Raw genomic sequence first — 24,096 nt, 5'->3', positions numbered from 1 at the left:
TGAAATTTAGAGATGCGCTTCGGCAACATGGCCCCAGCCATCAGTTACCGCCGAATTCACTACATAACGCCTCACCGGCACCTGATATTTACGAAGGTAATCATACCTCTTCATTCGCTTTTGGAGCTGTCCCACTACGATCCCTGGGTGAACGCCCATCAGCGACGCAAATCCGATAACATCCCGTTCGGAGAAATATGGATGCTTTCGTGTATAGAATGAATCCATCTTTTGACTTGGAACGCAGAAATCAGCGGCGGCTAAATTTGCGACACGCTCTTCATCGCTTTCATTCTTGTCATCTGACGCGTTATCACCTGTTAGGTGGTCGACCATTCCGATTGAGTGCTTTCCGTGCCCCTGAAGGACGTGCTCGATTTCATGTCGTAGAACAAACCAGAAGTTATCAAGGCGATCATACAGCGTCGACATTCCAATGACGGGGGACTGGTCATCGAGCCAGGTACACACGCCATCGATCTTCGCGTTGGGTAGAACCTCAACAACGACAAACCGTACACCGCAGTCTGCGAGCAATGCTGGCACGGTCCCAACCGCTTCAGGATCAATCATCAAAGCCCGAAGTTTTGGGAGCGCGCTGCGGAGCTTGTCCGATGAAAAAGTCTGCACCGACATATTGATTGCGAGTTGCCGAACCCGAAAAACCCACGCCAATTGATGAGGGGGAGTTTCGTCGTAATGCGTCCTTTTGGCGGCAAAAGCGATCGCGCCAGCCCCTTGATCGTTGGCGACCTCGAAAAACCTGTCCATCTGAAGCTGAAGCAGGGATGACTCCCCGTCCTGAATCCACCCCCGACGGATCATATCGCGCACAGGATACAAGCTTTGCAGTTCAGCCCTTGTTTTAACAGCCGGATCAGGTTCCTTCGCATTCTGCAAATCGTACTGACTTTGAAGATTCAAGAAGAATTGAGGGGACGCGTCAAAGGCATCCCCAAGCAAACGTGCCATATCCGGCGTGATCGCGCGCTTTCCTGACAACAAGGGATTAAGTTGCTGCTCGGTCTGCCCGAGAATGAAGGCGAGATCGCGCTGCGACCAGCCACGAACCTCCAGTTCGAGCTTGATGAAGACTCCAGGTGGATCAATAGCGACGGCGTTAGTGCTGGCCATTATGCCGCCCCCCTTGTTTGCTCTTCCATCGCCCTTACGATCACTGTCATAGCACTATTCTTTTCCTCAATCCGTAAGACCATCGCCCACTGAGGGGCTAAAACAACCAAATGCTCTGGAGAACCAGCCGCTCGCGCTCTTAGGCCGAGACTCCTCCAGTTCTGCATGGTGCGAACATCAGGGGCGGCTCGGATTATGCTCAACCGCTGACGAGCAGATTGAATTACGGCGACCGGCAGCTTTGTGTCTGCCGCACGCTCCGTTTCAATTAGGGCCAACTGCTGGTCTGCGAACTCGATCTCCATAAGGTGAACCATAGCTGAGTCGCGCAAAGCCGTCAACGCAACTTAACGCAAGGCGTTAAGTTGCGAAATCGATGTAGCCTGTATGGCCGCCGAATGCCCGATATCGTTGCCGATAGGCCTCCAAAAGGCACCCATCACCGCTGATGGTCGAATTATCTGGAAATTCTCCAATGATGTCATATGGATATGACGCTCTCATAGTGCTTATCTTCGTCGGGCACTGCCCGCCACGAGACTTGCCACGACGGAGCGGGCGGGATTCGGACCACGCTTAAAGGAGAGCTATAGCGTAGATATAGTTCTCGTCTTCACCCGGTGCGGCGCGCCAAATACTGTCGATTTCCCTTCACAATGCGCTTTTGCCGCCGAGCGTACGCCCTTGTATCCGGCAGAGGCTGGCGCGTGCGCGGAAGAGCGTAGAAACGGCGGCGTTTGGCGGTGAAGAAGTTCGAAACGCCTTTGGCCGGAATGATTGCACGAGGTGAGGCGCGTAAGGGTGTTTGATCTGGAGCCCATCATAGATGGCTGCCCTTAGCGAACATCCGGATCACAAATCGATCGCACTGGTTGCGTGCCCGGCGGGATCGAACGTTTTGGCTCTCCAGCGGCTCCGTTCCGCAGCGGGATCATTGCCGTGATCGCCGCTCCACCATGCCGGGTTGATCCACTGGAATGTTGCGAGCGGCTTGATGACGGAAGTTCAGGTGTTCCGCCACCGCCAACGTCTGAATCAATGCCGCCAGCGGAATGCGCGTACCGAGAGGTGGGCGGTGGCCATCCCCAAGCAATAGCCCTTCATGGCCAGCGTGAACTGAAGTTCGTCTTCGCACCGTCCGCTCAGCCGTTTGTCAGGCTGTTGCAGACCCGGCGCGCTCCGACAGCAGTTTCCCCGCGATCTCCAGGGCCTCCTCGCGAGACGAGGCGAGCCTCATCGGATAGCCCCAGAACTTGGCGAAGGCCACACCGAAAGGCTTGAAGGCCAGACGCTTGGCGGCGCTCGGCTCGATCACGATCATCGCCAGCACGAGCGTGCGCAGTTCTGCCTTGTGCTTCTTCATTCACAGCGAGGTGCGCTTCTTTTCTTCCTGGCTGTGCTCGTGCTCTTCGGCCGGCACGGAATCTGTCAGGATCACGAACGGCGCGCCGCGCTGCAGATTGGCCTCCAACGCCTCGAAGTCCTCGTCGTGGCCGTGATCGGGACCGTGGTCATAACTCATCCAGACGAGCGGGAAGTTCGTGCTGTCCAAAGGCATGTATCGTCTCCTTAGAGTTTCTGCGCAATTCCGGACGGTGAACCGGTGTCCACTTCACCTGGAATTGCTCAAGCCGGGATGGATGCTTTCAATGCGAGCGGATGTGCCGCCACGACATGAGCAGCGCGGCCGCGCCCGGAAGCGTGACTGCCAGCAGTTCCAGGGCAACGAGATGGCCGCCGTCGCGCAAGCCATCCGCCACGCCGGCGAGCGTGCTCATGGCGAAAAGGAGACCGCCGAGGACGAGCATGGCCCAGTCGGCCGCGCGCCTTCCGGCAAGCGCCAGCAACGGCGGGACAACCCAGGCGCCGTAAAAAACAGATACGCCCCACAACGCGGCGGGGCCGAACGTCATGGCCTGCATCGTCCCGCCGCTTCTGACGTAATCGTTGAGATAAGAGAAGCACTGGATCGTGACAAAGATTGCGGCACCGGCCGCAGGAACAAGCCACGCGAGTGCGAGCTCAACTGGTTTCTTTGCGATCACATCAACACTCCTATCCGAATTTGCTCGATAGGGCAGTTGAGCACTGCCCTATCGAAGGGACACGCGATCATGATTGCCGCGTGTCCCTTCTGCCTGAAAGCAATAGGTCAACTGAAGAATGGCGTCATTGCGCAACTCTGCCATTGTATGTTTCAATCCGGCCAAGATGGAAAACGCCGGGGCCTTTGATGTATGTAGACGTCCGCAGCGATTGGCTTTCTTATGTTGATGAGATTCCGCGCGCCCTCGTCGCGGCCAATGCCGTCGCCAGTCTTGAAAGCCTGGAGCAATCGCCCCGGCACTCGCATCAGAAAGCGCAACTGCTTTTCACGGTCCGTGGCGTCATCAACTGCGAGGTTGAAGACGCTGTCTGGATCGTGCCGCCGCAATGCGCCGTGTGGATTCCCGGCGGGCTGCCCCATACCGTCTTCGGCTCAGGTGAGGTGGAGTGCATCTCCCTCTTCATCGAACCGCCTGAGGCTCCGAACCTGCCGGACCAATGCTGCACGATCACTGTGTCGGGCCTGCTCCGTCATCTGCTGATCAGGGCCAACGAGCTTCCGGAACTCTATGACGTCGAAGGTCCGGACGGCCGCATCGTGTCCGTTATCTTCGATGAGCTGGCTGCGGCGCCGGTCGAAGACCTCCGCCTCCCGATCCCCAGTGATCCGCGCCTGAAGAAGCTGACCGATCTGTTGATCGCCGCACCTGCGGATCATGCGACCGTCGCGGAGTGGGCCGCCCGCATCGCGCTCAGCGAGCGCAGCCTGAGCCGCCTGCTGGCGGAACAGGTGGGCATGAGTTTCGGCCGCTGGCGCCGGCAGTTGCATGTTGTCCTCGCCTTGCGGCATCTGAGCGCCGGCCAGACGGTCCAGGCCGTCGCGATGGATCTCGGCTATGAAAGCGCCAGCAGTTTCGTGACCATGTTCCGAAAAATGGCCGGCAAGCCGCCAAGCCGCTATCTGCTCGAGCGGCTCCGGCCTGCACTTCACGATCATGGCGAGCGATAGGGACTGCTGGGTTTCATCCACGTTCGCCGCACAGCGAGGCGGCCGTCCCGACACTCGACGTGCTCACGATCAGAAGCTCCCGGTGATCCAGAGCCCGGCGGTGCGGCCCGGTCCGGCCGCGATCACTCCCCCGGCGTGATCCTCGCCGATGTGCGCCGCCAACACACGAACGGAGGTCAGCGACCAGACTTGAATATGGTTCACGTCTGGATGCCCGGAACCGCTTTTCCAGGATGGGCCGAGATACCGGGACACCCGGCGTTACCGGATGTCCCCTCAAGGAGGAGGAGCAGGGTATGCTCGAAGAGTTTCCATGCACCGCGCCGGATCAGCAGTGCCACCAGCCGGACAGGATGGGGGCGATGGGGGGCCCAGCCGGTATAAGCCCCCTGCCCTTCCGCGAAGGGACGGACATGCCGGAAGATCGAAAACACCACAACCGGAGAGGCCGCGTCCGTCTCGTGAAGGGGATGCAAGCTGATGTCAGCGAAGGTTTTTCGCCTGCATTGCGCGCATGCCATCAGCCGCCGAGATGACCGGAGCGTAACCGAGTTGATTTCGCGCACGGCTCACGTCGATGGTGAAATCCTTGCCGATGAACCGCAGCATCTGCCGGGTGACCGGCGGCTCGCCCTTGCGGCGGAAGATCCGCCAGACCGCACCCATCACACCCGCCATCGTCCAGGCGATGCCAAACGGCACGGCGCGGTCCTTGGGCGTCACGCCGCGGCTGGCGAGCAGGCGCGTCAGGAAGGACTTCAGCGTCGTGTCCTCGCCATCGCTCACAAAGAAGGCCTCTCCGCCTGACCCGCGATCGGCGGCCAAGATCAACGCGTGGCACAGGTTATCGACATGGCAGGTGGAAAGTGCCTGCCCGCCGCCAGCAACCCATTGGAACTGCCCTGCGCGAACGGTTTCGACCATGCGGTCAAGCGCCGGCATGCCCGGCCCCCAGATGAAAGGCGGCCGGATGGCCACCGTGGAGAAGCCTGCACGGCGGCCATTTGCCGCCAGCAGCACTTCCTCCGCTTCGGCCTTGGATGCGGCGTAGGGAGCAAACGGCATCTTGTGCAGGGGCATGTCCTCGGTCACGCCGCGCATCGGTTCGGGGCGGCCCATGACGACGGCGGCGGCGCTGACATAGACGATGCGGCGCACACCGGCGCGCTCAGCTGCGTCCACGACATTGCGCGTGCCCTCCACGTTGATCCGGCGGAACAGGGACATTGGCCCCCAGAGCTTGAAATGCGCTGCGACGTGGAACACCACCTCGATCCCTTCCATCGCGCCGGCCAGCGCCGTGCGGTCCAGAAGGTCGCCCTCAACCGGCTCGGCGCCGAGGGCCTCGATCTCCGCCCGCGCCTTGTCGCTGCGGCCAAGCGCAAGGACGCGCCAGCCATCCGACAGCAGGCGGCGGATGAGATGCCCGCCGACGAAACCGGAGCCTCCGGTGACGAGGGCGAGGCGGGGTGTCTGCTGGGAAGGAAACTGGCTCATGACTATCTCCTGAAGGCCGTTTGTCCCAACGTGTCACATCCAAAAACGTTACACAATACAAAATATGAAATTTGTTACATGTTGCATGCATGCGATGTGTCAGCTAAAAGCTGCGCATGACGAACGACGCCCACGATCATCGCGACCGCATTCTGGACACCGCCGCCGAACAGGTCCGCCGGTTCGGCGAGGCCAAGACAAATGTTGTCGACATCGCCAAGGCCATGGGCCTGTCGCATTCGGCGCTCTACCGGCACTTCCGGTCGAAAGCGGATATCTTTGACGCCCTTGCGGCGCGGACGATGGCCGAAGAGGCCGAACTGGCGGCCCGCTTCGCCAAAGCCGATGGATCTGCGGCAGAAAGGCTGCGCGGCCTTGTCCTGGCGCTCCACCGCAGCAAGCGGGCCAAGCTGGGGGACGATCCGGAGATCCACGGTCTCTACCGCCGGATTATCGCCGAACGCCCGGACCTCGTCGGCGACTATGCGCGCCGCATGACCGGGCTCGTGCGGCAGGTGCTGGAGGATGGGGTGGTGCGGGGCGAGTTCCGTATCCCCGACCTCGACGTGGCTGCCGGTGTGGTGCGGGATGCTGTTACGGTCTTCGTCCATCCTGCTCACGTGGAGCAGGCCGCCGTCGCTGGTCTGGATCTGGAGCCGCGGCTTCATGCGGTGATCGATACATTGGTCACGGCTTTCGCGGCAGCCAGCCAGCCGGACATGTAGGCAACGCGGATCGTTCAATGGCCCGCAATCCCTCAGGGCAGTTGCCGGTTTGGAGGCGCTGCAGGGGCGGGGCATTCCCATTCGCTGGCCGCTTTATGCAACGGGGCGGCCGGCAGGGTTGCTGAAATCCCGGGTGCGAAGCCGGCTAAAGGAAGGCTATGGCGTAGACATGGTTCTCACCTTCGCCCGTGCGACACGCCATTCTCCTGCGGAGGGTAGAGAACAGATCTTCTTGCAAAAGCCGGGAAGGGAAGGGAAGGGCCATTGCCTGTTCGCTGTTGACGGTTTGCCTGCCCTTGCGTTAAATCGTGGCCGTCCAATCCAAGCCAACAGGGGATTGTAGATGCTGGAGCTTGTGACCACCCGCTGACTGTCCCGATCGACCGGGACATCCAGATGCACCGTTTCGCAGCGGCGATTTTGCCGTGCCCGAAGGGTGCCAGGGTGATTTCTGCACACAGGCTTTTCCATGAACATCTCTCGCAGCGAACAGCGCGTTCTGCACGTGCTGGCGCAAGGCGGCTATATCCGTCATCACCGGTCCGGCAACGGCCGCATAACAGACGTGCAGTGCTTCACGCGCGACGGCCTTCTCCTGTCCGATTGCACGCCCGAGGTCTTTGCCAAACTGCGGCGCAAGCGCCTCATTGAATCCAGGGCATCAAGCCCCTACCGGATTTCCGGCAAGGGACGGCTCAGCGTCCGGGCTCAGCCCGACAACCGTCAGGAGGCATTCGCATGATCATCCGCACCGAAATGGCCGCAGACACTCCGGCGATCCGCCGCGTGGTCACCGAAGCGCTCAAGATGCTGGCGCAATCCACCGGCACGGAGGCCGCGATTGTCGAGGCGCTGCGGGCCGATGGGGCCCTTGCGCTTTCACTCATCGCCGAAGAGGACGGCGAGGTAACGGGTTATCTCGCCGCCTCCTGGGCCCGCATAGGGCCGGATGGCCCCTGGGGGCTGATCGGCCCTCTGGCGGTGCTGCCCGAACGGCACCGTCAGGGCACCGGCACGGCCCTGATGCGCGAAGCACTGCGCCAGCTCAGGCCGCTGGCGCGCGGGGCGGCGCTGGTAGGCAGCCCGGCCTATTATGCCCGGTTTGGCTTCCGGGCCTTTCCCGGGCTGGGTGTCACGGGCGTTCCTTCCAGCGTGGTTCTGGCGCTGCCTTTCGGCGGGCAGGCCCCGCAGGGAGAGCTGATCCATCACCCCGCCTTCGGACTGAATCAGCCGGACTGACACTTGGCCGGGCCGCATCGTCACAGGATGCGGCCCGGTCATCCCTTGCCGTCAGAAGGGCTTGTCGAGGCGAAGCCGGATCACTTCGAAGGGCAAGCCGTTGTCATCCTCCGGACGCCGGCCCACCTCCAGGAAGCCAAGCCTGCGGTAAAAGCCGTGAGCGGCTTCGTTGCGGGCATAGACCTCCAAGTCCAGGCTGCTGCGGCTCTTGAGTGCATGGGCCACAAGCGCCTTGCCAAGGCCGCGCCCATGTTGGGCCGGGTCCACAAAAAGGCCGCCGATAAAGTCATCGAGGAGGCCGATGAAGCCGGCCGGCTGGCCATTCACCTCGATGATCCAGGTTTCGGCCATGGGCAGATAGATCTCTGCGGTCAGCTTCTCCTGGGCATCGAGCTGGTCCTTGCCCAAGAAGGGATGGCCCAGCTCGGAGGCTGTCCGCCAGATGCGGAGCAGGCAGGAGGTATCATCCGGCCGGTACGGCCTGATGCAAAGGTCTGTCATGTTCATATTTCCGTCAGTCAGGCGCAAATGCGCACACTCAATCATCCGGCCGGATGGCCGCTCACCCCGCAGGGTCAAACTGGATTGAAGCTTCTGCGCATAAATCTCCCTGACTGACTGAACCTGTCCTAGACGCGCGGCCAATCCCTGTCAACGCAGCCGCCTTCATGCAGCCCCTGCCATGCAGCTCCTGTCATGCAATTGACAATCCCGGCCGCCCGGCGCAAAGGTTGGGCTCCACCTTGGGGAGTCCCGTGCAAGGGGCTGAGATACTGCTGGCGATGCAGCGCAGTGACCCGTTGAACCTGATCCAGTTCACGCTGGCGGAGGGATGGTGTGTGATGCGCGGAGGTCTGGCGTTTGCCGGCGGGCGCCTCACAAATCCCTTCCGCCCGTGAGACAAATGCCACGGAAGCCGGAAGCGGATGCGCCAGACACACTCTCGCCTTTCCAGACTGTCAGGCTCCTCCACGGTGCTCGTGCGCGGGGCCGGGGTTGCCGGGCTTGCGGCGGCGCTCGAACTGTCCCGCCTTGGACTTGCCGTCACCGTGGCGGACACCAGTCCGGCGCCGGGACACGGGGCTTCCTTCTATGCCGGCGGCATGCTGGCGCCCTGGTGCGAGGCAGAGACCGCCGGGCCCGAGGTGCTGAAGCTTGGACTGGAAGCTGCAGACTGGTGGGAGGCGGCCGTGCCGGGGCTTGTCTCCCGCAAGGGCACGCTGGTTCTGTGCCCGCCGCGCGATCAGGCGGAACTGCGCCGCTTTGCCAGCAGGTCCGCAGGCCACCGAATGGTAGATGCGGCGGAGATTGCCGAACTGGAACCTGCGCTGGCCGGGCGGTTCATGACCGGGCTGTTCTTCGAGAGCGAAGCGCATCTCGACCCGCGCCTTGCCATGACGGCGCTGTGGAAGCAGCTGGAAGCGCAAGGCGTCACCTTCCGGTTGGGCGATGCGGCGCAAGGGGCTGAGACGGACGCATCCCTCGTCATCGACTGCACGGGGCCCGGCGCCATAGACCGGGTACAGGGCCTGCGCGGTGTGCGCGGCGAGATGCTGTATCTGGAGACCGGCGAGATTTCCCTGTCGCGGCCCGTGCGGCTGCTGCATCCGCGCCATCCGCTTTATGTGGTGCCGCGCGGCGGCGGGCGCTTCATGGTAGGGGCGACCATGATCGAAAGCGACGACGGCGGCCCGGTGACTGCCCGCTCGGTCATGGAACTGACCAACACCGCCTATGCGTTGCATCCCGCCTTTGGCGAAGCACGCATCGTGGAACTGGGTGCCGGTGTGCGCCCGGCCTTTGACGACAACATGCCGCGCGTGGTGGCAGAGCGGGAGCGCCTGCCGCAAGGCACGGATCTCGCAGTGGCCGGCATGTACCGGCATGGTTTCCTGCTCGCCCCGGCCCTCGCCCGGCAGGCAGCGGATATGGCCGCACGGCGGCTGATGGAAAACAAGGGAGATGCAAACCCATGAATGTGCTGGTGAATGGCGAGGCCGTGGCCTGTGCGGCGGAAACCCTGCCCGCCCTGCTGCAGGAACTCGATTATGAAGGCGACTGGCTGGCCACCGCCGTCAACGGCGAACTGGTGCCGCGCGAAGCGCGGGACACCTGCCGGCTGAACGAGGGCGACCGGATCGAGATCCTGTCGCCGATGCAGGGAGGCTGAGATGAGCCTCACGCTTTATGGCAGCGACGTTTCATCCCGCATGCTGCTGGGCACGGCGCGTTATCCTTCCCCTGCCGTTCTGGCCGGGGCGGTGCGCCGCTCGAAGGTCGAGATCGTCACCGTGTCGCTGCGCCGGGAGACGGCGGGCGGGCGCAATGGCGGCGCCTTTTTCCAGATGATCCGCGATCTGGGCGTCAAGGTTCTGCCCAACACGGCCGGATGCCACAGCGCGTCCGAGGCGGTGCTGACGGCGAAAATGGCGCGTGAGGTGTTCGCCACCAACTGGATCAAGCTGGAGGTGATCGGCCACCACGACACACTGCAGCCGGATGTGTTCGAACTGGTGGAGGCCGCGCGCATTCTCAGCGCCGAAGGCTTCGAGGTGTTTCCCTACACCACCGATGACCTGATCGTGGGGGAGAAGCTGCTGGCCGCCGGATCCCAGGTGCTGATGCCCTGGTGCGCGCCCATCGGCACGGCGGCGGGCCCGCAGAACCTTGCTGCCCTCAGGTCCATGCGTGCCGCCTTCCCGGATGTGCCGCTGATCGTCGACGCCGGGCTTGGCCGCCCCTCCCATGCCACCACGGTGATGGAGCTGGGCTTTGATGCGGTGCTGCTCAACACGGCCGTGGCGGGAGCCGCGGATCCGGAGCTGATGGCCGAAGCCTTTGCCGGGGCGGTGGAGGCCGGGCGCCAAGGCTATCTTGCCGGATTGCTTGAACCAAGGGACATGGCCGTGCCATCAACCCCCATCATTGGCAAGGGAGCCTTCGGATGACGCTTGATCCGTTCTATCTCATCGTCGACAGCGCGGACTGGATCGTCCGCCTTGTGCCGCAGGGCGTGAAGCTGGTGCAGTTGCGGGTCAAGGACTGCGAACCTGAAGAGCTGCGACGCCAGATCCGCGACGCAAAAGCCGTTTGCGAGGCCCATGGCGCCACACTGGTGCTGAATGACTACTGGCAGATGGCCATCGAAGAAGGCTGCAGCTGGCTGCATCTGGGGCAGGAGGATCTGGCGGAGGCCGATCTTGCCGCCATCCGCCGCGCCGGGCTGAAGCTGGGCCTTTCCACTCATGACGAGGCCGAACTTGAGACGGCGCTTGCCGCCAAGCCCGATTATGTGGCGCTGGGTCCGGTCTATCCCACCATCCTGAAGGAGATGAAGTGGGCGCCGCAGGGACTGGAGAAGCTTGGCATCTGGAAGCAGCGCATTGGTGCATTGCCGCTGATCGGCATTGGCGGGCTGACACCGGAGCGAGCGGAAGCGGCGCTTGCCGCAGGGGCTGACAGTGCAGCGGTTGCCACCGACATCACCCGCAATGCAGATCCGGAAGCGCGCGTGCGGGAATGGCTCGCCGCCACGGCCCGCTGGCGCTGATCGCCAGCGGGGGGATCGAGTCTCAGGCCTGCAGCGGTACGGTCATGCGCACGACAAGGCCATGGCCGGTGAATTCACGCTCGATCTTGCCGCCCAGCTCGCCGCGGATGCTGGCGTCAATCAGCCGTGTGCCGAAGCCCTTGGCTGTCCCTGGTTCCACGGCTTGCGCGGATTTCTCCGTCCACACCAGTTGCAGAAGCTTGCCCTTGGGAGCGGCTTCCAGCGTCCAGTCCACGGTCAGGGAAGCCCCGTCATCGCCGACACGGGCATATTTGAGCGCGTTGGTTGCCAGCTCGTGGAAGACGAGGCTCAGCGCGTGGGCAGCCTTTTCGTTGAGGACCACCGGGGGGCCGCACAGCTTTTCACGCTGGAGCGCTTCGCCGAACACCTGCTCCAGTTCCTGCTCCAGAAGCTCGTTGAGCCCGGCGCGCTGCCAGCGGGACCGGGTCAGGAGGTCCTGCGCATTGGCCATGGCCTGCAGTCTGGAGGCAAAGGACGAAGAAAAGCTCTCCAGTGAGGGAGAACTGCTGGCCGTCTGGCGGGCAATGGCGAGAATGCGGGCAATGGAATTCTTGATCCGGTGCTTCATTTCCTGAAGCATCAGATCCTTCTCGGCGATGACCTGCTGCGACATGGTTTCCAGCTCACGCCGGGCTTCGACGGCCCGGCTCTGATTGCGGATGGAGACCGCCAGCGCCGCCGCGAACAGCAGCGAAAACGTGCAGATCAGCAGGGAGCGCCAATGCGCCGCGATGCCGTTTTTCGCATCAGGCTGCCGCACCCGCACGAGCCAGTCGCGGCCGGCAACGGTGATTTCTCCCGTCATGGACTGGAAGTCCTTTTCCGACAGCTTCACAAAACCGTCAGACCGGAACAGCACGGGCTGCGCGGAACTGTCGGCACCGGTGTCCGTCACCTCTACCTCGACCGGCAGTTCCAGCGGATGCGTCAAAGACGCAAGGATCAGATCTCCTGCGCGCACCGGAGCATAGATGAAACCGTCCGGCTGCCCGCCGGGCTCATCGCCCAGCACACGCGGCTGCGTTCCGCGAAAGGGACTGTAGACCAGAAAGCCTGCCTGTTTTTCTGTTCCGGTCTCCTGCACCAGTTCGACCGGCGCCGAGGCATGGGGCTTGCCGGTTTCCATGGCGCGCGACATGGCGGCCCGGCGCAGGGGCTCGCTGAACATGTCATATCCGATGGCCCGGGCGTTGCGCGGATCCTGCGGCTCCAGCATCACAATGGGCGTGCGCCAGTCTTCTGCGGTGGTCTTGGGCCAGACGGCAGCCTCACTCCCGAAATGGACGGACAGCGCCTCATTCACAGGGGCCTCTGCCCCGGTGCGGACCAACTGTGCAAAGCCGACGCCTTGCAGCCCGCGGAGCTGGCCTGTCAGCTCAAGGCCCAGAACGAAGGTGCGAAACTCGTTATGTTTGGCAATGCCCCCCGCAGCCTCGAAAAAGGCCTGGGTGGCCGCCAGAACACCAAGCTGCTGCTCTATGCGGCTGCTGACCCTGTCCACGGCCTCCCGGGCAACGGCTTCAAACCGCTGCCGTTCTGCCGTTGTTTCAGCCTGAAAAACGGCCCAGGTCAGCCACAGCCCAACACAGGCCACGGCAAGGAACACGGCCGGGGGGAGATACTTCCTCATGACATCTGCAACCGTGCTCGGGGGACAGGGGTGAAGACACCCTGCCGGTTGAGGGAGTAAACGGTGTGCCTTGTCAGTTTTCAATAGGTTACGTTAGGACAATGTGCTGAATTTTCGGGGTTAACCCCATCTGGCCGGAGAAATCAGGCCGGATGGGGCTCCACGGGAAACTCGATGCTGTATGTCACCAGGCGCGGCGTAAGGCTGTAGCTGGCCTTGCCGTTGACAGCCAGCGGTACAACCCGCTCCAGCACGGTGCTGCCAAAATGGCGGTCATAGGCCGTGCGGGATGTCTGGCCGGCGCCCGTCCCGGCGGCCGGTGCGCCGGCCTGCGGCGTCACGGATTCGATCCAGACGATTTCCGCCATCCGTACACCGTCCTGCTTGCTCAGCCGGCAGCGCACCGTGACCGGCGGGCCAACGGTCAGCGCCGTTCCGTAGCTGACCGCATTGACCATCAGTTCGTGCAGGGCCAGGCCCACATGCAAGGCCGCATTCGGGTCCAGCAGGGCGTTGTCACCCAGCACCTCGACCAGATGCGGATTCTGCGGCACATAGCGGCTGACCTGCTGGCGCACCAGATCCTCGAAATAGGCGCCATGCCAATTGGAGTCCGTCACCAGATCCTGAGACTGCGCCAGCGAATGCAACCGCCCCCGGAACTTGGCCAGAAACTGGTCCATCCGGGTGGAATGCCGCGCCGTCTGCGAGGCAATGCTCTGGATGATGGCAAGAAGGTTCTTGGACCGGTGGCTGACCTCGCGCAGAAGCGCCCGGAGCACCTTCTCGCGGCGGGTCTTTTCGGTGAGGTCGGCGATCGTCGTCAGCAGATAGGGCCGCGCGCCGAAGGACGTCACCTGTTCCACATTGAAGGAAAAAACCCCGGCCTCACCGAGATCGGCCTCAAGAAAAGCCGGCTCGCCCGAGGCCATGACCTGAGCCTTGCTGGCCGCCAGCATTCCGGCCACCTCGTCACCGAAAATGGCGGCATCGGTCGGATGGCCTGCTTCCGGATCCAGCCTCCAGGGCGCGGGGAGATTGGCGGCATAGACATAGTTCAGCTGGCTGTCCTGAAGGGTAAGGCAGATGCCCGACCGCTCCAGCGCCAGCAGCAGATATTCACGCAGATGGGTCTCCGGCTGCCCCGGATCCTTCCAGATCAACCGATGAACCACCGGCGCCACTCCAACTCTCGCAGAAAGGGGCTCCGCTGCTCTTGCAGCCAGCCCCTCCTGCTGTTCGCTCCGGAACATCACCTCTGCCCTAGCCCCGGCGCAGCACACCAGCGATCAGGGACAGGACGAGGAAGACCAGAAACACGAAGAATAGAATCTGTGCAATACCGGCAGAAGCACCGGCAATGCCGCCAAACCCCAACACACCTGCGATGATCGCAATCACAAGAAATACAGCCGCATAATACAGCATGATCAACTCCTTCTGAAAGACACAAGTCCTGCATTGCCACAGGACTTTCCGCTCTCCAGCTTCGAGACTTTCACCACCTCTGCTTTGCAACGATAGTATGCAGTGCAGAGGCAAGGTGCTGATCATGTAACGGCTGAACTCCCGTGTGGTTCCATCGCATCCGGCTCTCGAGGGGTGAAACCTGTTATAGCAAGACCCTGCGGCGCTGACGCATCAAGCCCTGGAAGGCGGAAGCGCCATGCGGCATGGCATTACTCCGCCGCCGCAGCCCTGGCGCTTTCGTCGAAGAACAGGGCCTGGCTGATCAGGGCCTTCACCATGTCCGGATTGAAAGGCTTGGTCACAAGGAACGCCGGTTCCGGCCGCTCGCCCGTCAGCAGGCGTTCGGGGAAGGCGGTGATGAAGATGACCGGCACCGTCACGTCGGCGAGTATCTCGTTCACAGCATCCAGGCCGGAGCTGCCATCGGCCAGCTGGATATCGGCGAGGATCATGCGCGGCCGGGTCTCGCGGAACAGTTCCACGGCCTCCGTATGGGTGCGGGCAATGCCGGTGACCCGGTGGCCCAGCCCTTCCACCATCTGTTCGATATCCATGGCGATCAGCGGCTCATCCTCGATGATCATGATATCGGTGGCGACCTGACGGGAGATGTCCTCCGCCGCCTCGCGCAGCAGGGCGCCAAACTCGGCTTCCGTCACGGACAGGATATCGGCTGCCTGGGCTGGGGTGAACTCCTCCACCGACACCAGCAGGAAAGCGAGACGGCTGCGTGGCGGCAGCGACGCAAGGTAGCTGGAGGCCCGGCGCTCCCACAGGAACGGCGATTCCGACGTCTCGATCTTGATCAGCGTGGAACCAAAAAGCGTGGCAAAGAGTTTGTAAAGCGCAACCCGGTCGTCCTGCGCCTCTGGCAGAAGCGACACATCGGCAATCAAGGCCTCGAGGGTCGCCGCGACATAGGCATCGCCTGATGCCTGCGAGCCGGTCACGGCTCTGGCGTAGCGGCGCAGATAGCTCAGGTGAGGTGCAATACGGGTCGAAAGCGACATTAAAAAACGCTCCATAGGGCTCCCCGTGTGGCGTCCGGAATGGAACTGTGCCGGGGAGAAACCGGATTGTGACCGCCCGCACGCACGGGCATCTTGGGAAAGGAACGGCTGGTTCCAAAAAAAGTTCCTCCTGCCTGGAACTTTTTTTGACGGTCTGCATTTTCCTGACAGATACGAAACGGATGCACGATGCCCATGAACGACTGGAAAAAGCCCGGAACACCGGACGCTGGCACTGGAGCGCTGGATGGCGCCCATGCGCAGCAGATCTCGGCCCGCCTCCGGCAGCTTTACGACACGGTACAGAATGAGGGGATTCCCGACCGGTTCCTCGATCTTCTGGAGCGCCTCGACGAAGCTGAGGAGAGGAGCTTGAAGAAATGACGGCAGCGGGGACGGCAGACACGGCGCAGGCGGCAGACCCGCGCAAGATCTTCAAGCGTGAGATGCTCGCCTGCCTGCCAAGCCTTCGCGCCTTTGGTGTGTCGCTGGCCGGGAACGCCGACAGGGCTGATGATCTGGTGCAGGACGCCATCATGAAGGCCTGGGCCAAGCAGGAAAGCTTCGAGCTGGGCACCAATATGAAGGCCTGGCTCTTCACCATCCTGCGCAACGAATTCTACAGCCAGGCCCGCAAGCGCGGCCGCGAGGTGCAGGACAGCGACGGCCTGTTCACCGAACGCCTCGCCGTGCATCCGGGCCAGTATGGCTCGCTCGACCTGCAGGACTTCCGCAAGGCGCTGGAAGAATTGCCCGACGATCAGCGCGAAGCCATCATTCTGATCGGCGCCTCCGGCTTTTCCTATGAGGAAGCGGCGGAGATCTGCGGCTGTGCCATCGGCACGATCAAGAGCCGGGTCAACCGCGCCCGCAACCGCCTGCAGGAACGGCTGCAGATCAGCGGCGAAGAAGATTACGGCCCCGACAGCCTGTCTGCGCCTGTCACCCAGCAGCTATTTCACGGCTGACCGCGAAGCAGCCCTGTGGCCTTGCCTGCGGCGGGCAGAACTGTCCTTCGTTCTGCCCGCTTGTGCTGTCTGGATGTCCCGGCTGCGGCACGAGAGGGAGTTTGAATGCGCGTTACAGCTCTCCTGAACCGGGATGGCGGCACCCTGAAGACGGCCGATATTCAGGCGGTCTGCAGCCTTATCGAGACGGAGTTCTCCGCCGCAGGCCATGAGGTGCAGTGTATCGTCACCTCCTCCGCACGCCTTGAAGACAATCTGAAGCGCATTGCGGATGATCCGGCGGCAGAGGTCATCCTTGCCGGCGGCGGGGATGGCACCATCTCGGCTGCCGCTGCGATGGCCTACCGCTCCGGCAAGGTGCTGGGCGTGCTTCCGGCCGGGACCATGAATCTCTTTGCCCGCTCCCTCTCCATTCCCTTGCCGCTCGACAAGGCCATCGCGGCACTGGCGAAGGCAGAGGTGGTGCGCTCCGACATCGGCCTGATGAACGGCCGGCCCTTCGTGCATCAGTTTTCCCTCGGCCTGCAGGCGCAGATGATCCGGGAGCGCGACAAGGCGGAACATGCCTCGCGCCTTGCCAAGATGTGGGGCAGCTTCCGCGCCTTCCTGCGCTCCACCTTCCGCCCCTTTTCCTTCCGGGCAAGGTTGCGCACCGGCAGCGAGGTCCGGCGCGGGCGCTTCAGCATCATTGCCGTGTCCAACAACGTCTATGGCGAGGGCACGCTGCCCTATGCGGCGCGGCTGGATGAGGGGGTTCTGGGGGTCTACAGCGTCCACCGGCTGTCCTCGCTGGAAACAACGCTGCTGGCCGCCGACCTTGCCCGTGGTGCGTGGCGCTCCAACGCCAATCTGATGTATGACCGCGCCCGCGAGGTCGAGGTGGAACTCTCCCCTTCCATGCGCCGCAAGATTGGCGTGCTGGATGGCGAGCTGATCGACCTGCCGCTGAAGATCACCGTGAAGATCGAGCCGCAGGCTCTCGCCGTGCTGCGGCCAGCTGCGGCCGGGGCAGCGTGAGCCCCCCTCCGGCTCCGTTCTCCTGACAACGGAAAATCCCGGCACAAGACCGGGACGAATGCAGATGGCTGGCTTGGTAAGGGTTTGTTCCAAGGCTCCCGATGCAGGCGCATCACGGCAGGAAATTGCTCTGGAACATTGCTCTGGCACCGCGCGGACTTGGTTACCACCCACTGAGTCAAGCTCAGTGGGTGGTGTTATTCGCTGCCGGACGAGCGGGTGCGGGTGGCGAGGAACAGGCCGGCTGTTGCAAGAACTGCCAGGCCCATGGTCTTGCCCTTCCCTCCGGCGAGAAGGGGTGCGGCCGCGGCAAGGGCGATGGCGTTGAGCGCGCGTTTCTGCTCACGCTTGCGCCGGTCCTGCCGGTTCAAAAGCACCATGATGGCCACGAGAAGCGCAGCCAGAGACAGCAGCAGCAGCGCAGCAACGAAAAGGACGGCAACCGGATCATATCCGGTGCGGATCACCCAGATCACGGCGGCGGTGGCGCCGAAGCCCCAGGCGGTGAGCACCAGCAGGGCACAGGCCCCAAGCAGCAGGACGCTGCGGCGAAGCTGCCGCAGCCTTCCTTTTGCATCACCCAGGGTGTCCAGGGCGAGGGAAGCCAGAAGGCGCATGGTTTAGCGCCGCATCAGCAGGGCTGCGAGCACGCCGGCGCCAGCGGCAATGGCCAGCGACTGGAGCGGGCGGGCGCGAACCTGTGTGGCAACCTTGCCTTCCAGATCGGCAAGCTCCTTCTTGAGCGTTTCCAGCGCATCCTCACCGGCGACCTTCAGGTCATCGGCCTTGCTGCTGCCATAGCTGGCGACGGCCTTGCCGAGATCGGCGACATCGGCCCGGACGCGGGCGATGCGCTCTTCCAGATCCTTGGCGGAAACAGACTTGCTGGTGTCATTTGCGGCATTCTGAACTGCTGCAGGCATGATGTGCTCCTGTGTCAGGGCCGGAAGCCGGCCCGGATGAAGGGAAATAGTCCGGCCGGTGGCGCCCACGATTGCGGGCGCCACGCAGGGTTTGACCTATGTTCAGGCAGGGTTAGCGGATGACCGTGGTTTCCGGGCTCTGTCTGTAGGCTTCGAGCGTGTAGGCCGGAGCGTTCTCGATGGCCTCCGGCGTCACTGACGTGGTGGCCTGAATGGTGCCTTCGGCATCACGCTGGATCATCACGTTGGAGGCTTCAACGGCCACCGGCTTGCTGCCGATGCCAAGCACGCCGCCCACGTTGATCACATAGGCCTCGGCCTTGCCGGCGGGCGCGATCACCACATCGGAGATCTTCCCGGCGGTGCTGCCGTCTGCCGTGACCAGATTGGTGCCGATCAGGTTGTCAGTGCTGATCACATTGACACCAGCTGCCTGGCTGCCATCCACCTGGCCCGTGGCTCCTGCCCCCGGCATCGCCGTGGTGGTGCCGGCGGTATCGTCGGTCAAACCGACCGATTCGCTCAGCTCATCGATCACCGACGGGCCGGTCAGGCTGGTCTTGTCGAAGGCAGGTTCTGCATTCAGCTGCTGCGGCGTCATCTGCACCATCAGGCGGCTTTCGCCGTTCTGGTCGATCCAGGTCAACTGATCGAAGGGCACGGCAACGTCCTTGCCTTCGGCCTCAGCGGTGCTGTCAACCGAGATGATCACGGCGTTGACCTCACCGGTCTCGGTCATCGCCACATCGGACACTCTGCCGATACGCTCGCCTTCGGTGGAACCGGTCGCATGGACGTCCTCACCGATCAGGCTGCTGGCGACAACCTCGGATGTGATGCCGGAGAGGCCGGACGGAGCCATCGTGCCAGAGGGCTGGCTCATGTCCTGCTCAGGCATCACGCCCGGCTGTGTATCCATCGGAGCACCTGGCATTACTGCAGGGTTTTCGACAGACGGCGCCGTCCCCGGCGCATTATTCATGTCCTGCGCCATTGCCGGAGCGGCAACAAGTACAGAAACAAGAGCGGTTGTAGCAAGAATCCTTTGGATCATTATTTATCCTCCATTTCTTGCAGATGGCCTTGTTGATCCCTGAATTGAGAAACAACTGAAAGCCATCCTGTTTTTCCCACACACGGTAGCAAAACACACCACGGAGAACTTTGTTCCAAAAATTTTTGCTGCACGTTTCGCCGGGCCGGGATCATCAACCACCTTTACTTGAATCAAAAACTCAGGTATCGAAGGCAAAATCAAAAACTCAAGGTTGCGTACCCGTGGCAAAACTCCGGATGCTGATGCTGGCCCTGGCGGCCAATGCATTCCATCAGGCGGCATTGATCGCCCTTGTGCCGGTATTGCAGCATCTTTTCGGTGTCAGTCTCGCAACGCTCGGGGCCCTGGTCGGGCTTGGCCTGCTCGCGGCCGCTCTTGCCATTCCGGGCTGGGGCCGTGTGGCAGCCAGCGGTGGGCTTGACCGGGCCCTGCAGCTGACACTGACAGGTGCCGGCCTCGGCGCCATGATGATGGGCGCAGGCATTGCCGCAGCAGCATATGGCTGGCTCGCCGCCCTGCCGGCCTTCGCGCTTCTGGCTGCCGGACGCCTGATCTACAGCCTCAGCGCCCCGGCCATTCTGCCGCTGGCACAAAGCGCGGGCACGGTCCGGAAACCGCAGGACACCGGAACAGAGGGCGCGGCGCTGGCCGGTCACATCGGCCGGCTCAATGCCATGAACGGCATTGGCCGCCTCGCCGGAAACGCCCTGATCGCGCCCCTGCTTCTGCTTGGCGCCTGGGCGCCCGTTCTGCTGCCCCTGCCGGTCTATCTGGCGGCGCTTGTGCTTTTCCTGCGCAAAGACAGCGGCGAAAAACCTGCCGTCCACCCGGTTCCGAAGATGGAAGCCGGTGCAGCCAGACTGGGCTGGCGCCCGCTGGCGGGGCCTCTGTCTCTTGGTTTCCTGCTGCAGCTGTCCACGGGCGCGGCTTATGTGCTCCTTGGCCCCGTCATCGCGCAGCGGTTGTCCCTCTCTCCTTCGGAAGCGGCCAGCGCAGCCGGACTGTGCCTTGCCGTCTCTGTCGCGGTGGGCATTGCCGTGCAACTCGGCCTTGAGCGGATCATCGGCCACCGCCTTCAGGCAGGCCGCCTGGCCGGGGCAGTGCTTTGCGCTGCCGGGCTTGGCCTTCTCGCCTTTGCCGCCAGCCTGCCGGTGCTGGCGCTTGCCGCAGCGCTCACCGCTGCCGGTCTTTCCGTTGCCCTGGGCGCCAATACGGCGCTGACGCTGTCTGCCGAAGGCATGCCAGCGTCAGGCCGCGCCCTGGCCTCCACCCGCCTCAGCAGCCTGCAATTTGCAGGGCTTGCTGCGGGCTCCCTTGCGGGCGGTGTTCTGGGCTCCATCAGCCTCGACATGGCCCTTGCCGTTCTGGCGGGCGCAACCGCGCTCACCGCAATTCTCATCCCAATCCTCACCCGTTTCAGCCGCAGCAGCGGCCCGGCGCTTCAGCTCCCCCTCCCGGATCTGTCCGCCGCCGCCCCTGCCCACGCCCCTCATAAAGGAGCATCCGAATGAACCCCGTGCTCGAAATGCGCCCCCATGCCGGCACCCCCGCCTTGCCGCTTGATGTGGCCGGAATTGGCATCGGCCCCTTCAATCTCAGCGTTGCTGCGCTCCTCGACAGCGTGCCGGGGCTGAATGCGCGCTTCTTCGAAAAGAAGAAGCAATTCGTCTGGCATCAGGGTCTGATGTTCCCCGGCTCGATCCTGCAGACCTCGTTCCTCAAGGATCTGGTGACGCCCGTCCTGCCGACGAGCCCGCATTCCTTCACCGCCTTTCTGGTGGAGAAGAAGCGCTTCTACGATTTCCTCTCCGGCCGCTTCACCGGCGTCACCCGGATGGAGTTCAACGAATATCTGCAATGGGTAAGCGGACGGCTCGACACTCTCACCTTTGGCGAGGAAGCCACGGCCGTGCATCTGGACGGCAGCCGCCTGCGGCTGGAATTTGCCAGCGGCCGCACGGAGCTGGCGCACAATCTCATCGCAGGTGCAGGCATGGCGCCGTTTGTGCCGCCCTGCACGGCCGCGCATCTGGGGGCCGACTGCTTCCATGCGGGAAGTTACCTGACCCAGCCGCGCAGCTTCACGGGCAAGCGCGTGGCCGTGATCGGCGGCGGTCAGACCGGCGCGGAAATCGTGCTGGATCTTCTGACCCGTGCCGAGGGCGCGCCCGCGCATGTGAGCTGGATCAGCAATCTGCCGCGCTTCTCGCCGCTGGAGGAAGGTGGCTTTGTCGATCAGGTGTTCACGCCGGGTTATGTCGCCGCCTATCAGACGCTCCCCTTCGAGGCCCAGCGCAACGAGATTTCCGGCCAGAAGCTCGCCAGCGACGGACTGACGCCCGCTACGGTGGACACACTCTTTGCCGAGATCTACCGCCGCCGCCATCTCTTGGGCGAGAACTGCATTTCCCTGCTGCCGGGCCGCAATCTGGAGTTGCTCGAACGGCAGAACGGCGGGTTCCTGCTGCATACCCACGCCATCACCAGCGGCGAGAGCGAGCTTTTCGGCGCTGACGCGGTGATCCTGGCGACCGGCGCCCGCCCCGCGCTTCCCGCCTGCCTTGAGCCCCTGCGCCACCGGCTGGATCTCGATGCCAATGGCCTGCCGGTTCTGGATGCCAGCTACCGCCTGCAATGGGATGGGCCCTCCAGCATCGGCCTCTTCGGCCTCAATCTCGGCCTGTCGTCGCATGGCATCGTCGATCCGCAGATGAGCCTCATGGCCTGGCGCAGCGCCGTCATCATCAACGCCCTGACCGGAGAAGACCTCTTCGATGTCAGCGCCGGACCGGAACTGGTGGACTGGCCGAAGCGCCTCCCGGATGAAGCCCCGCTCACCCGGGCCGTCGGCTAACCCGGCCGCCACCATCGCCGCCGCCTGCCAGACCCGCCCCGGTCCTGGCGGCGGCGGCGGATCTGATCCCGATTGACGAGGACCCGGCATGAACCAGCTTCTGCCTTCAAACCGGATGACGCCCGCTGCCGCGCCCATGGATGCCGCAGCGCTGGCCGATCATTCCGCCGCCAGCGCTTTCCTGAATGCCCTTCTGCGCGAGTGGGACGGCTGGTCTGCGCTTGCCCCCGGTGAGCGGGCAAGCCTTGAGACCTCCCAGCCGGACGGTTTTGCCGCGCCGGGCGGGGAAATCCTGAAACTGCCGCTTGCGGGCGGCGATGCGCTTTTGATCCACGCCCCGGCCCGCACCCCCTTCCGCACCGCCGTTCGCCTGCCCTTCTGCCTGATGGGCGCTGATGGCAGCCTGCGCAAGGTGCCGCTGGCTACGGCTCTGGCCCTGCTCGTTACTGATCCTGTGGCAAGCGCGGGCGATGAAGCCCTGCAGATGAAGCTGCTGCAGCGGGTGATGGACAGCCGGCTTGCCGCCGAAGCAGCCTTCCGCGCCCGTCCGCCGCTGGGGCCCGCCTCAGGCTGGACTTTCCAGCAGGGGGAGCAGGCCCTGACCGGCGGCCACGCCACCCATCCCAATCCGCGCAGCCGCGACGGGCTGGAGCTGGAGGAGGCACGCCGCTTCGCGCCGGATCTGGGCGGGCGTTTCCCGCTGTTCTGGTGCCTCGCCCACCGCTCCATCCTTGTTCTTGCCAGCGGCACGCTGACCCCGGCAGAACAGATGCTGCGGGCACTGGCACAGAGCGATCCGTCCTTGCCGCAAGAGCTGCACCAGCCGGAAGACGGCTTCGTGCCGCTGCCCTGGCATCCGTTTCAGGCGCCGAAGCTTCTTGCCCGGGTGGATGTCATCGCCCTCCTGCGCGAAGGCCTGCTGCGGCCGCTGGGCGAGCTGGGCCAGCCCTTTGCCGCCACCGGCTCGTTCCGGGGTGTCCATGCCTGGCATGCACCGTCCATGCTGAAGTTCTCGCTCTCCCTGCGGCTCACCAACTCGCGGCGCACCTTGGCGCGCAAGGAGGTGGAACGCGGGCTGCAACTGGCCGAATTGCTGGATGGCCCGGTCGGGGAAAGCCTTGCCGCCGAATTCCCGAAGGCCTCGATCCTGCGCGAGCCTGCCTATGTGGCGCTGAAGGATGCCGATGGCGGGGCGCTGGAGGAAAGTTTCGTTGTCCTGCGCGACAACCCGTTCCGTGATGAAACCGCCGCCGGTCCGGTGATGATGGCGGGCCTGTGCGAGCAGCGCCCGGATGGCGCTTCTCCGCTGGGCGAGCTGATCCTTGCCCGCGCCGCCCGCGATGGCAGCGCGGCGGAGGATCTGGCGGAAAGCTGGCTGCAGGGCTTCCTGGATGTGGCGATCCATCCGCTTCTGGAAATCCGGGCCCGCTACGGCCTTCTCTTCGGGGCGCATCAGCAGAACATGACGCTGGCGCTCGATCAACATGGCTGGCCCGCGCATCTATGGCTGCGCGACTGCCAGGGCACCGGCCACCTCACCACCCATCACGACATGCTGGCCCGCTACCTGCCGGATATCGGCCGCCATGCGGAAAACGTGGTGCCATCCGAATTGGGCGACGGGCTCGTCTGCTACTACGTCATCATCAACAATCTGATGAGCGTGATCGCCACGCTGGTGCTGGATGGCCTTATCGCCGAAGAGCGGGCCAACCGCTGCCTTCTGACCTTCCTGCAGCGGGAGAAGGCGCAGAGCCGGGGTGACACCAGCCTGCATGATTTCCTGCTGAACCGCCCCACCTGGGTGAGCAAGGGCAACTACCGCACCAGCCTCAGCAACGTGAACGAGGCCTCGGGCGATGGTTCGGGCCAGCTCGCCGCCTTCCTTGAAATGCCGAACCCGCTGCTGCCGCTGATGCGCGCGGACGGTAAGTGACACGGAGACC

Annotated in this window: 28 protein-coding genes and 1 riboswitch; of the genes, 14 read left to right on the top strand and 14 right to left on the bottom strand. The window is 63.5% G+C overall.

Annotated elements, in window-relative coordinates:
* Nucleotides 1-6: 6 nt before the first annotated feature.
* The 4 genes from ACVNHC_RS15305 to ACVNHC_RS15290 all read right to left on the bottom strand — a co-directional run bounded on the left by ACVNHC_RS15305 (nucleotide 7) and on the right by ACVNHC_RS15290 (nucleotide 3,179).
* Nucleotides 7-1,134 carry a HigA family addiction module antitoxin gene (locus ACVNHC_RS15305; protein ID WP_457167844.1) on the bottom strand — a complete coding sequence of 376 codons (1,128 nt, stop codon included), beginning with the start codon at nucleotides 1,132-1,134 and terminating at the stop codon, nucleotides 7-9.
* A 1,153-nt stretch (nucleotides 1,135-2,287) separates the two neighbouring features.
* The gene (locus ACVNHC_RS15300; RefSeq protein ID WP_457167842.1) at nucleotides 2,288-2,497 is read right to left on the bottom strand and encodes a hypothetical protein; all 210 of its coding nucleotides are present in this window, start codon (nucleotides 2,495-2,497) and stop codon (nucleotides 2,288-2,290) included.
* Nucleotides 2,498-2,692, bottom strand: a complete 195-nt coding sequence (locus tag ACVNHC_RS15295; RefSeq protein WP_457167840.1) for a hypothetical protein — start codon at nucleotides 2,690-2,692, stop codon at nucleotides 2,498-2,500. It abuts the gene before it with no gap.
* 88 nt (nucleotides 2,693-2,780) lie between these two features.
* A complete protein-coding gene (locus ACVNHC_RS15290) occupies nucleotides 2,781-3,179 on the bottom strand; it encodes a hypothetical protein (RefSeq protein WP_050473508.1) in 399 nt (132 codons plus the stop codon).
* Between the two features lie 188 nt (nucleotides 3,180-3,367).
* On the opposite strand from ACVNHC_RS15290, the gene ACVNHC_RS15285 reads away from it, so the two are divergent.
* On the top strand, nucleotides 3,368-4,189 hold the full coding sequence (locus ACVNHC_RS15285) for an AraC family transcriptional regulator (protein WP_457167838.1): 822 nt from the start codon (nucleotides 3,368-3,370) through the stop codon (nucleotides 4,187-4,189).
* A gap of 69 nt (nucleotides 4,190-4,258) precedes the next feature.
* Here the strand turns inward: ACVNHC_RS15285 and ACVNHC_RS15280 are convergent, their stop codons facing one another.
* Nucleotides 4,259-4,393 (bottom strand): hypothetical protein, encoded by a 135-nt coding sequence (locus tag ACVNHC_RS15280; protein ID WP_457167836.1) that lies wholly within the window; start codon nucleotides 4,391-4,393, stop codon nucleotides 4,259-4,261.
* 279 nt (nucleotides 4,394-4,672) lie between these two features.
* Nucleotides 4,673-5,686 carry an NAD-dependent epimerase/dehydratase family protein gene (locus ACVNHC_RS15275; protein ID WP_457167834.1) on the bottom strand — a complete coding sequence of 338 codons (1,014 nt, stop codon included), beginning with the start codon at nucleotides 5,684-5,686 and terminating at the stop codon, nucleotides 4,673-4,675.
* 116 nt (nucleotides 5,687-5,802) lie between these two features.
* Here ACVNHC_RS15275 and ACVNHC_RS15270 point away from each other — a divergent pair, with 116 nt between their 5' ends.
* The 3 genes from ACVNHC_RS15270 to ACVNHC_RS15260 all read left to right on the top strand — a co-directional run bounded on the left by ACVNHC_RS15270 (nucleotide 5,803) and on the right by ACVNHC_RS15260 (nucleotide 7,650).
* Nucleotides 5,803-6,411 carry a TetR family transcriptional regulator gene (locus ACVNHC_RS15270; protein WP_050473513.1) on the top strand — a complete coding sequence of 203 codons (609 nt, stop codon included), beginning with the start codon at nucleotides 5,803-5,805 and terminating at the stop codon, nucleotides 6,409-6,411.
* 469 nt (nucleotides 6,412-6,880) lie between these two features.
* The gene (locus ACVNHC_RS15265) at nucleotides 6,881-7,153 is read left to right on the top strand and encodes a YjhX family toxin (protein ID WP_457167832.1); all 273 of its coding nucleotides are present in this window, start codon (nucleotides 6,881-6,883) and stop codon (nucleotides 7,151-7,153) included.
* A complete protein-coding gene (locus tag ACVNHC_RS15260) occupies nucleotides 7,150-7,650 on the top strand; it encodes a GNAT family N-acetyltransferase (protein WP_457167830.1) in 501 nt (166 codons plus the stop codon). Before ACVNHC_RS15265 ends, ACVNHC_RS15260 begins: the two co-directional genes overlap by 4 nt.
* Nucleotides 7,651-7,701: 51 nt before the next feature.
* Here the strand turns inward: ACVNHC_RS15260 and ACVNHC_RS15255 are convergent, their stop codons facing one another.
* The gene (locus ACVNHC_RS15255; protein ID WP_457167828.1) at nucleotides 7,702-8,151 is read right to left on the bottom strand and encodes a GNAT family N-acetyltransferase; all 450 of its coding nucleotides are present in this window, start codon (nucleotides 8,149-8,151) and stop codon (nucleotides 7,702-7,704) included.
* Between the two features lie 233 nt (nucleotides 8,152-8,384).
* Nucleotides 8,385-8,500: riboswitch (TPP riboswitch) on the top strand.
* A gap of 76 nt (nucleotides 8,501-8,576) precedes the next feature.
* On the opposite strand from ACVNHC_RS15255, the gene ACVNHC_RS15250 reads away from it, so the two are divergent.
* From ACVNHC_RS15250 to ACVNHC_RS15235, 4 genes are read left to right on the top strand one after another with little or no spacing between them, the layout of a single operon-like run.
* A complete protein-coding gene (locus ACVNHC_RS15250) occupies nucleotides 8,577-9,626 on the top strand; it encodes an FAD-dependent oxidoreductase (protein WP_457167826.1) in 1,050 nt (349 codons plus the stop codon).
* A complete protein-coding gene (gene thiS, locus ACVNHC_RS15245; RefSeq protein WP_050473521.1) occupies nucleotides 9,623-9,820 on the top strand; it encodes a sulfur carrier protein ThiS in 198 nt (65 codons plus the stop codon). Before ACVNHC_RS15250 ends, thiS begins: the two co-directional genes overlap by 4 nt.
* 1 nt (nucleotide 9,821) lies before the next feature.
* Nucleotides 9,822-10,598: a thiazole synthase gene (locus tag ACVNHC_RS15240; protein WP_457167824.1), complete on the top strand. Its 777-nt coding sequence runs from the start codon at nucleotides 9,822-9,824 to the stop codon at nucleotides 10,596-10,598.
* Entirely contained in the window at nucleotides 10,595-11,200 is a 606-nt protein-coding gene (locus tag ACVNHC_RS15235) for a thiamine phosphate synthase (protein WP_457167822.1), read from the top strand. The genes ACVNHC_RS15240 and ACVNHC_RS15235 overlap by 4 nt, the downstream gene beginning before the upstream one ends.
* Nucleotides 11,201-11,222: 22 nt before the next feature.
* On the opposite strand, the gene ACVNHC_RS15230 is transcribed toward ACVNHC_RS15235, so the two are convergent.
* The 4 genes from ACVNHC_RS15230 to ACVNHC_RS15215 form a co-directional block, all read right to left on the bottom strand.
* Nucleotides 11,223-12,851, bottom strand: coding sequence for a CHASE domain-containing protein (locus tag ACVNHC_RS15230; protein WP_457167820.1), 1,629 nt, complete (start codon nucleotides 12,849-12,851; stop codon nucleotides 11,223-11,225).
* A gap of 143 nt (nucleotides 12,852-12,994) precedes the next feature.
* A complete protein-coding gene (locus ACVNHC_RS15225) occupies nucleotides 12,995-14,026 on the bottom strand; it encodes a sensor histidine kinase (RefSeq protein WP_457167818.1) in 1,032 nt (343 codons plus the stop codon).
* An 88-nt stretch (nucleotides 14,027-14,114) separates the two neighbouring features.
* Nucleotides 14,115-14,279 carry a DUF1328 domain-containing protein gene (locus ACVNHC_RS15220; RefSeq protein WP_072242536.1) on the bottom strand — a complete coding sequence of 55 codons (165 nt, stop codon included), beginning with the start codon at nucleotides 14,277-14,279 and terminating at the stop codon, nucleotides 14,115-14,117.
* Between the two features lie 251 nt (nucleotides 14,280-14,530).
* Nucleotides 14,531-15,331, bottom strand: coding sequence for a response regulator (locus tag ACVNHC_RS15215; protein ID WP_457167816.1), 801 nt, complete (start codon nucleotides 15,329-15,331; stop codon nucleotides 14,531-14,533).
* A 195-nt stretch (nucleotides 15,332-15,526) separates the two neighbouring features.
* On the opposite strand from ACVNHC_RS15215, the gene ACVNHC_RS15210 reads away from it, so the two are divergent.
* The 3 genes from ACVNHC_RS15210 to ACVNHC_RS15200 all read left to right on the top strand — a co-directional run bounded on the left by ACVNHC_RS15210 (nucleotide 15,527) and on the right by ACVNHC_RS15200 (nucleotide 17,316).
* Nucleotides 15,527-15,715 (top strand): NepR family anti-sigma factor, encoded by a 189-nt coding sequence (locus ACVNHC_RS15210; RefSeq protein WP_094462866.1) that lies wholly within the window; start codon nucleotides 15,527-15,529, stop codon nucleotides 15,713-15,715.
* Nucleotides 15,712-16,299, top strand: a complete 588-nt coding sequence (locus tag ACVNHC_RS15205) for an RNA polymerase sigma factor (RefSeq protein ID WP_050473528.1) — start codon at nucleotides 15,712-15,714, stop codon at nucleotides 16,297-16,299. The genes ACVNHC_RS15210 and ACVNHC_RS15205 overlap by 4 nt, the downstream gene beginning before the upstream one ends.
* A 105-nt stretch (nucleotides 16,300-16,404) precedes the next feature.
* Nucleotides 16,405-17,316, top strand: coding sequence for a diacylglycerol/lipid kinase family protein (locus tag ACVNHC_RS15200; RefSeq protein WP_457167813.1), 912 nt, complete (start codon nucleotides 16,405-16,407; stop codon nucleotides 17,314-17,316).
* A gap of 197 nt (nucleotides 17,317-17,513) precedes the next feature.
* Here the strand turns inward: ACVNHC_RS15200 and ACVNHC_RS15195 are convergent, their stop codons facing one another.
* The 3 genes from ACVNHC_RS15195 to ACVNHC_RS15185 form a co-directional block, all read right to left on the bottom strand.
* Nucleotides 17,514-17,933 (bottom strand): hypothetical protein, encoded by a 420-nt coding sequence (locus ACVNHC_RS15195; RefSeq protein ID WP_457167811.1) that lies wholly within the window; start codon nucleotides 17,931-17,933, stop codon nucleotides 17,514-17,516.
* Between the two features lie 3 nt (nucleotides 17,934-17,936).
* Nucleotides 17,937-18,239, bottom strand: a complete 303-nt coding sequence (locus tag ACVNHC_RS15190) for a DUF883 family protein (RefSeq protein ID WP_457167809.1) — start codon at nucleotides 18,237-18,239, stop codon at nucleotides 17,937-17,939.
* Nucleotides 18,240-18,351: 112 nt separating this feature from the next.
* The gene (locus ACVNHC_RS15185) at nucleotides 18,352-19,122 is read right to left on the bottom strand and encodes a PRC-barrel domain-containing protein (protein WP_160318750.1); all 771 of its coding nucleotides are present in this window, start codon (nucleotides 19,120-19,122) and stop codon (nucleotides 18,352-18,354) included.
* A gap of 395 nt (nucleotides 19,123-19,517) precedes the next feature.
* Here ACVNHC_RS15185 and ACVNHC_RS15180 point away from each other — a divergent pair, with 395 nt between their 5' ends.
* The 3 genes from ACVNHC_RS15180 (at nucleotide 19,518) to ACVNHC_RS15170 (ending at nucleotide 24,086) form a co-directional block, all read left to right on the top strand.
* Nucleotides 19,518-20,807 carry an MFS transporter gene (locus ACVNHC_RS15180; RefSeq protein ID WP_457167807.1) on the top strand — a complete coding sequence of 430 codons (1,290 nt, stop codon included), beginning with the start codon at nucleotides 19,518-19,520 and terminating at the stop codon, nucleotides 20,805-20,807.
* Nucleotides 20,804-22,150 (top strand): lysine N(6)-hydroxylase/L-ornithine N(5)-oxygenase family protein, encoded by a 1,347-nt coding sequence (locus tag ACVNHC_RS15175; protein ID WP_457167805.1) that lies wholly within the window; start codon nucleotides 20,804-20,806, stop codon nucleotides 22,148-22,150. The genes ACVNHC_RS15180 and ACVNHC_RS15175 overlap by 4 nt, the downstream gene beginning before the upstream one ends.
* 88 nt (nucleotides 22,151-22,238) lie before the next feature.
* Nucleotides 22,239-24,086: an IucA/IucC family protein gene (locus tag ACVNHC_RS15170; RefSeq protein ID WP_457167803.1), complete on the top strand. Its 1,848-nt coding sequence runs from the start codon at nucleotides 22,239-22,241 to the stop codon at nucleotides 24,084-24,086.
* Nucleotides 24,087-24,096: the final 10 nt, after the last annotated feature.

The organism is Pannonibacter sp. Q-1 (assembly GCF_054073275.1).
This window is presented reverse-complemented; position numbering and strand designations above follow the sequence as displayed.

What these genes read in the sequence shown, in the direction of transcription:
- ACVNHC_RS15170 (WP_457167803.1), top strand. Translation starts at nt 22,239, where the DNA reads ATGAACCAGCTTCTGCCTTCAAACCGGATGACGCCCGCTGCCGCGCCC.
- ACVNHC_RS15240 (WP_457167824.1), top strand. Translation starts at nt 9,822, where the DNA reads ATGAGCCTCACGCTTTATGGCAGCGACGTTTCATCCCGCATGCTGCTG.
- ACVNHC_RS15175 (WP_457167805.1), top strand. Translation starts at nt 20,804, where the DNA reads ATGAACCCCGTGCTCGAAATGCGCCCCCATGCCGGCACCCCCGCCTTG.
- ACVNHC_RS15265 (WP_457167832.1), top strand. Translation starts at nt 6,881, where the DNA reads ATGAACATCTCTCGCAGCGAACAGCGCGTTCTGCACGTGCTGGCGCAA.
- thiS (WP_050473521.1), top strand. Translation starts at nt 9,623, where the DNA reads ATGAATGTGCTGGTGAATGGCGAGGCCGTGGCCTGTGCGGCGGAAACC.
- ACVNHC_RS15260 (WP_457167830.1), top strand. Translation starts at nt 7,150, where the DNA reads ATGATCATCCGCACCGAAATGGCCGCAGACACTCCGGCGATCCGCCGC.
- ACVNHC_RS15215 (WP_457167816.1), bottom strand. Translation starts at nt 15,331, where the DNA reads ATGTCGCTTTCGACCCGTATTGCACCTCACCTGAGCTATCTGCGCCGC.
- ACVNHC_RS15200 (WP_457167813.1), top strand. Translation starts at nt 16,405, where the DNA reads ATGCGCGTTACAGCTCTCCTGAACCGGGATGGCGGCACCCTGAAGACG.
- ACVNHC_RS15205 (WP_050473528.1), top strand. Translation starts at nt 15,712, where the DNA reads ATGACGGCAGCGGGGACGGCAGACACGGCGCAGGCGGCAGACCCGCGC.
- ACVNHC_RS15190 (WP_457167809.1), bottom strand. Translation starts at nt 18,239, where the DNA reads ATGCCTGCAGCAGTTCAGAATGCCGCAAATGACACCAGCAAGTCTGTT.
- ACVNHC_RS15285 (WP_457167838.1), top strand. Translation starts at nt 3,368, where the DNA reads ATGTATGTAGACGTCCGCAGCGATTGGCTTTCTTATGTTGATGAGATT.
- ACVNHC_RS15230 (WP_457167820.1), bottom strand. Translation starts at nt 12,851, where the DNA reads ATGAGGAAGTATCTCCCCCCGGCCGTGTTCCTTGCCGTGGCCTGTGTT.
- ACVNHC_RS15220 (WP_072242536.1), bottom strand. Translation starts at nt 14,279, where the DNA reads ATGCTGTATTATGCGGCTGTATTTCTTGTGATTGCGATCATCGCAGGT.
- ACVNHC_RS15305 (WP_457167844.1), bottom strand. Translation starts at nt 1,134, where the DNA reads ATGGCCAGCACTAACGCCGTCGCTATTGATCCACCTGGAGTCTTCATC.
- ACVNHC_RS15295 (WP_457167840.1), bottom strand. Translation starts at nt 2,692, where the DNA reads ATGCCTTTGGACAGCACGAACTTCCCGCTCGTCTGGATGAGTTATGAC.
- ACVNHC_RS15270 (WP_050473513.1), top strand. Translation starts at nt 5,803, where the DNA reads ATGACGAACGACGCCCACGATCATCGCGACCGCATTCTGGACACCGCC.
- ACVNHC_RS15235 (WP_457167822.1), top strand. Translation starts at nt 10,595, where the DNA reads ATGACGCTTGATCCGTTCTATCTCATCGTCGACAGCGCGGACTGGATC.
- ACVNHC_RS15250 (WP_457167826.1), top strand. Translation starts at nt 8,577, where the DNA reads ATGCGCCAGACACACTCTCGCCTTTCCAGACTGTCAGGCTCCTCCACG.
- ACVNHC_RS15300 (WP_457167842.1), bottom strand. Translation starts at nt 2,497, where the DNA reads ATGAAGAAGCACAAGGCAGAACTGCGCACGCTCGTGCTGGCGATGATC.
- ACVNHC_RS15185 (WP_160318750.1), bottom strand. Translation starts at nt 19,122, where the DNA reads ATGAGCCAGCCCTCTGGCACGATGGCTCCGTCCGGCCTCTCCGGCATC.
- ACVNHC_RS15195 (WP_457167811.1), bottom strand. Translation starts at nt 17,933, where the DNA reads ATGCGCCTTCTGGCTTCCCTCGCCCTGGACACCCTGGGTGATGCAAAA.
- ACVNHC_RS15275 (WP_457167834.1), bottom strand. Translation starts at nt 5,686, where the DNA reads ATGAGCCAGTTTCCTTCCCAGCAGACACCCCGCCTCGCCCTCGTCACC.
- ACVNHC_RS15255 (WP_457167828.1), bottom strand. Translation starts at nt 8,151, where the DNA reads ATGACAGACCTTTGCATCAGGCCGTACCGGCCGGATGATACCTCCTGC.
- ACVNHC_RS15210 (WP_094462866.1), top strand. Translation starts at nt 15,527, where the DNA reads ATGAACGACTGGAAAAAGCCCGGAACACCGGACGCTGGCACTGGAGCG.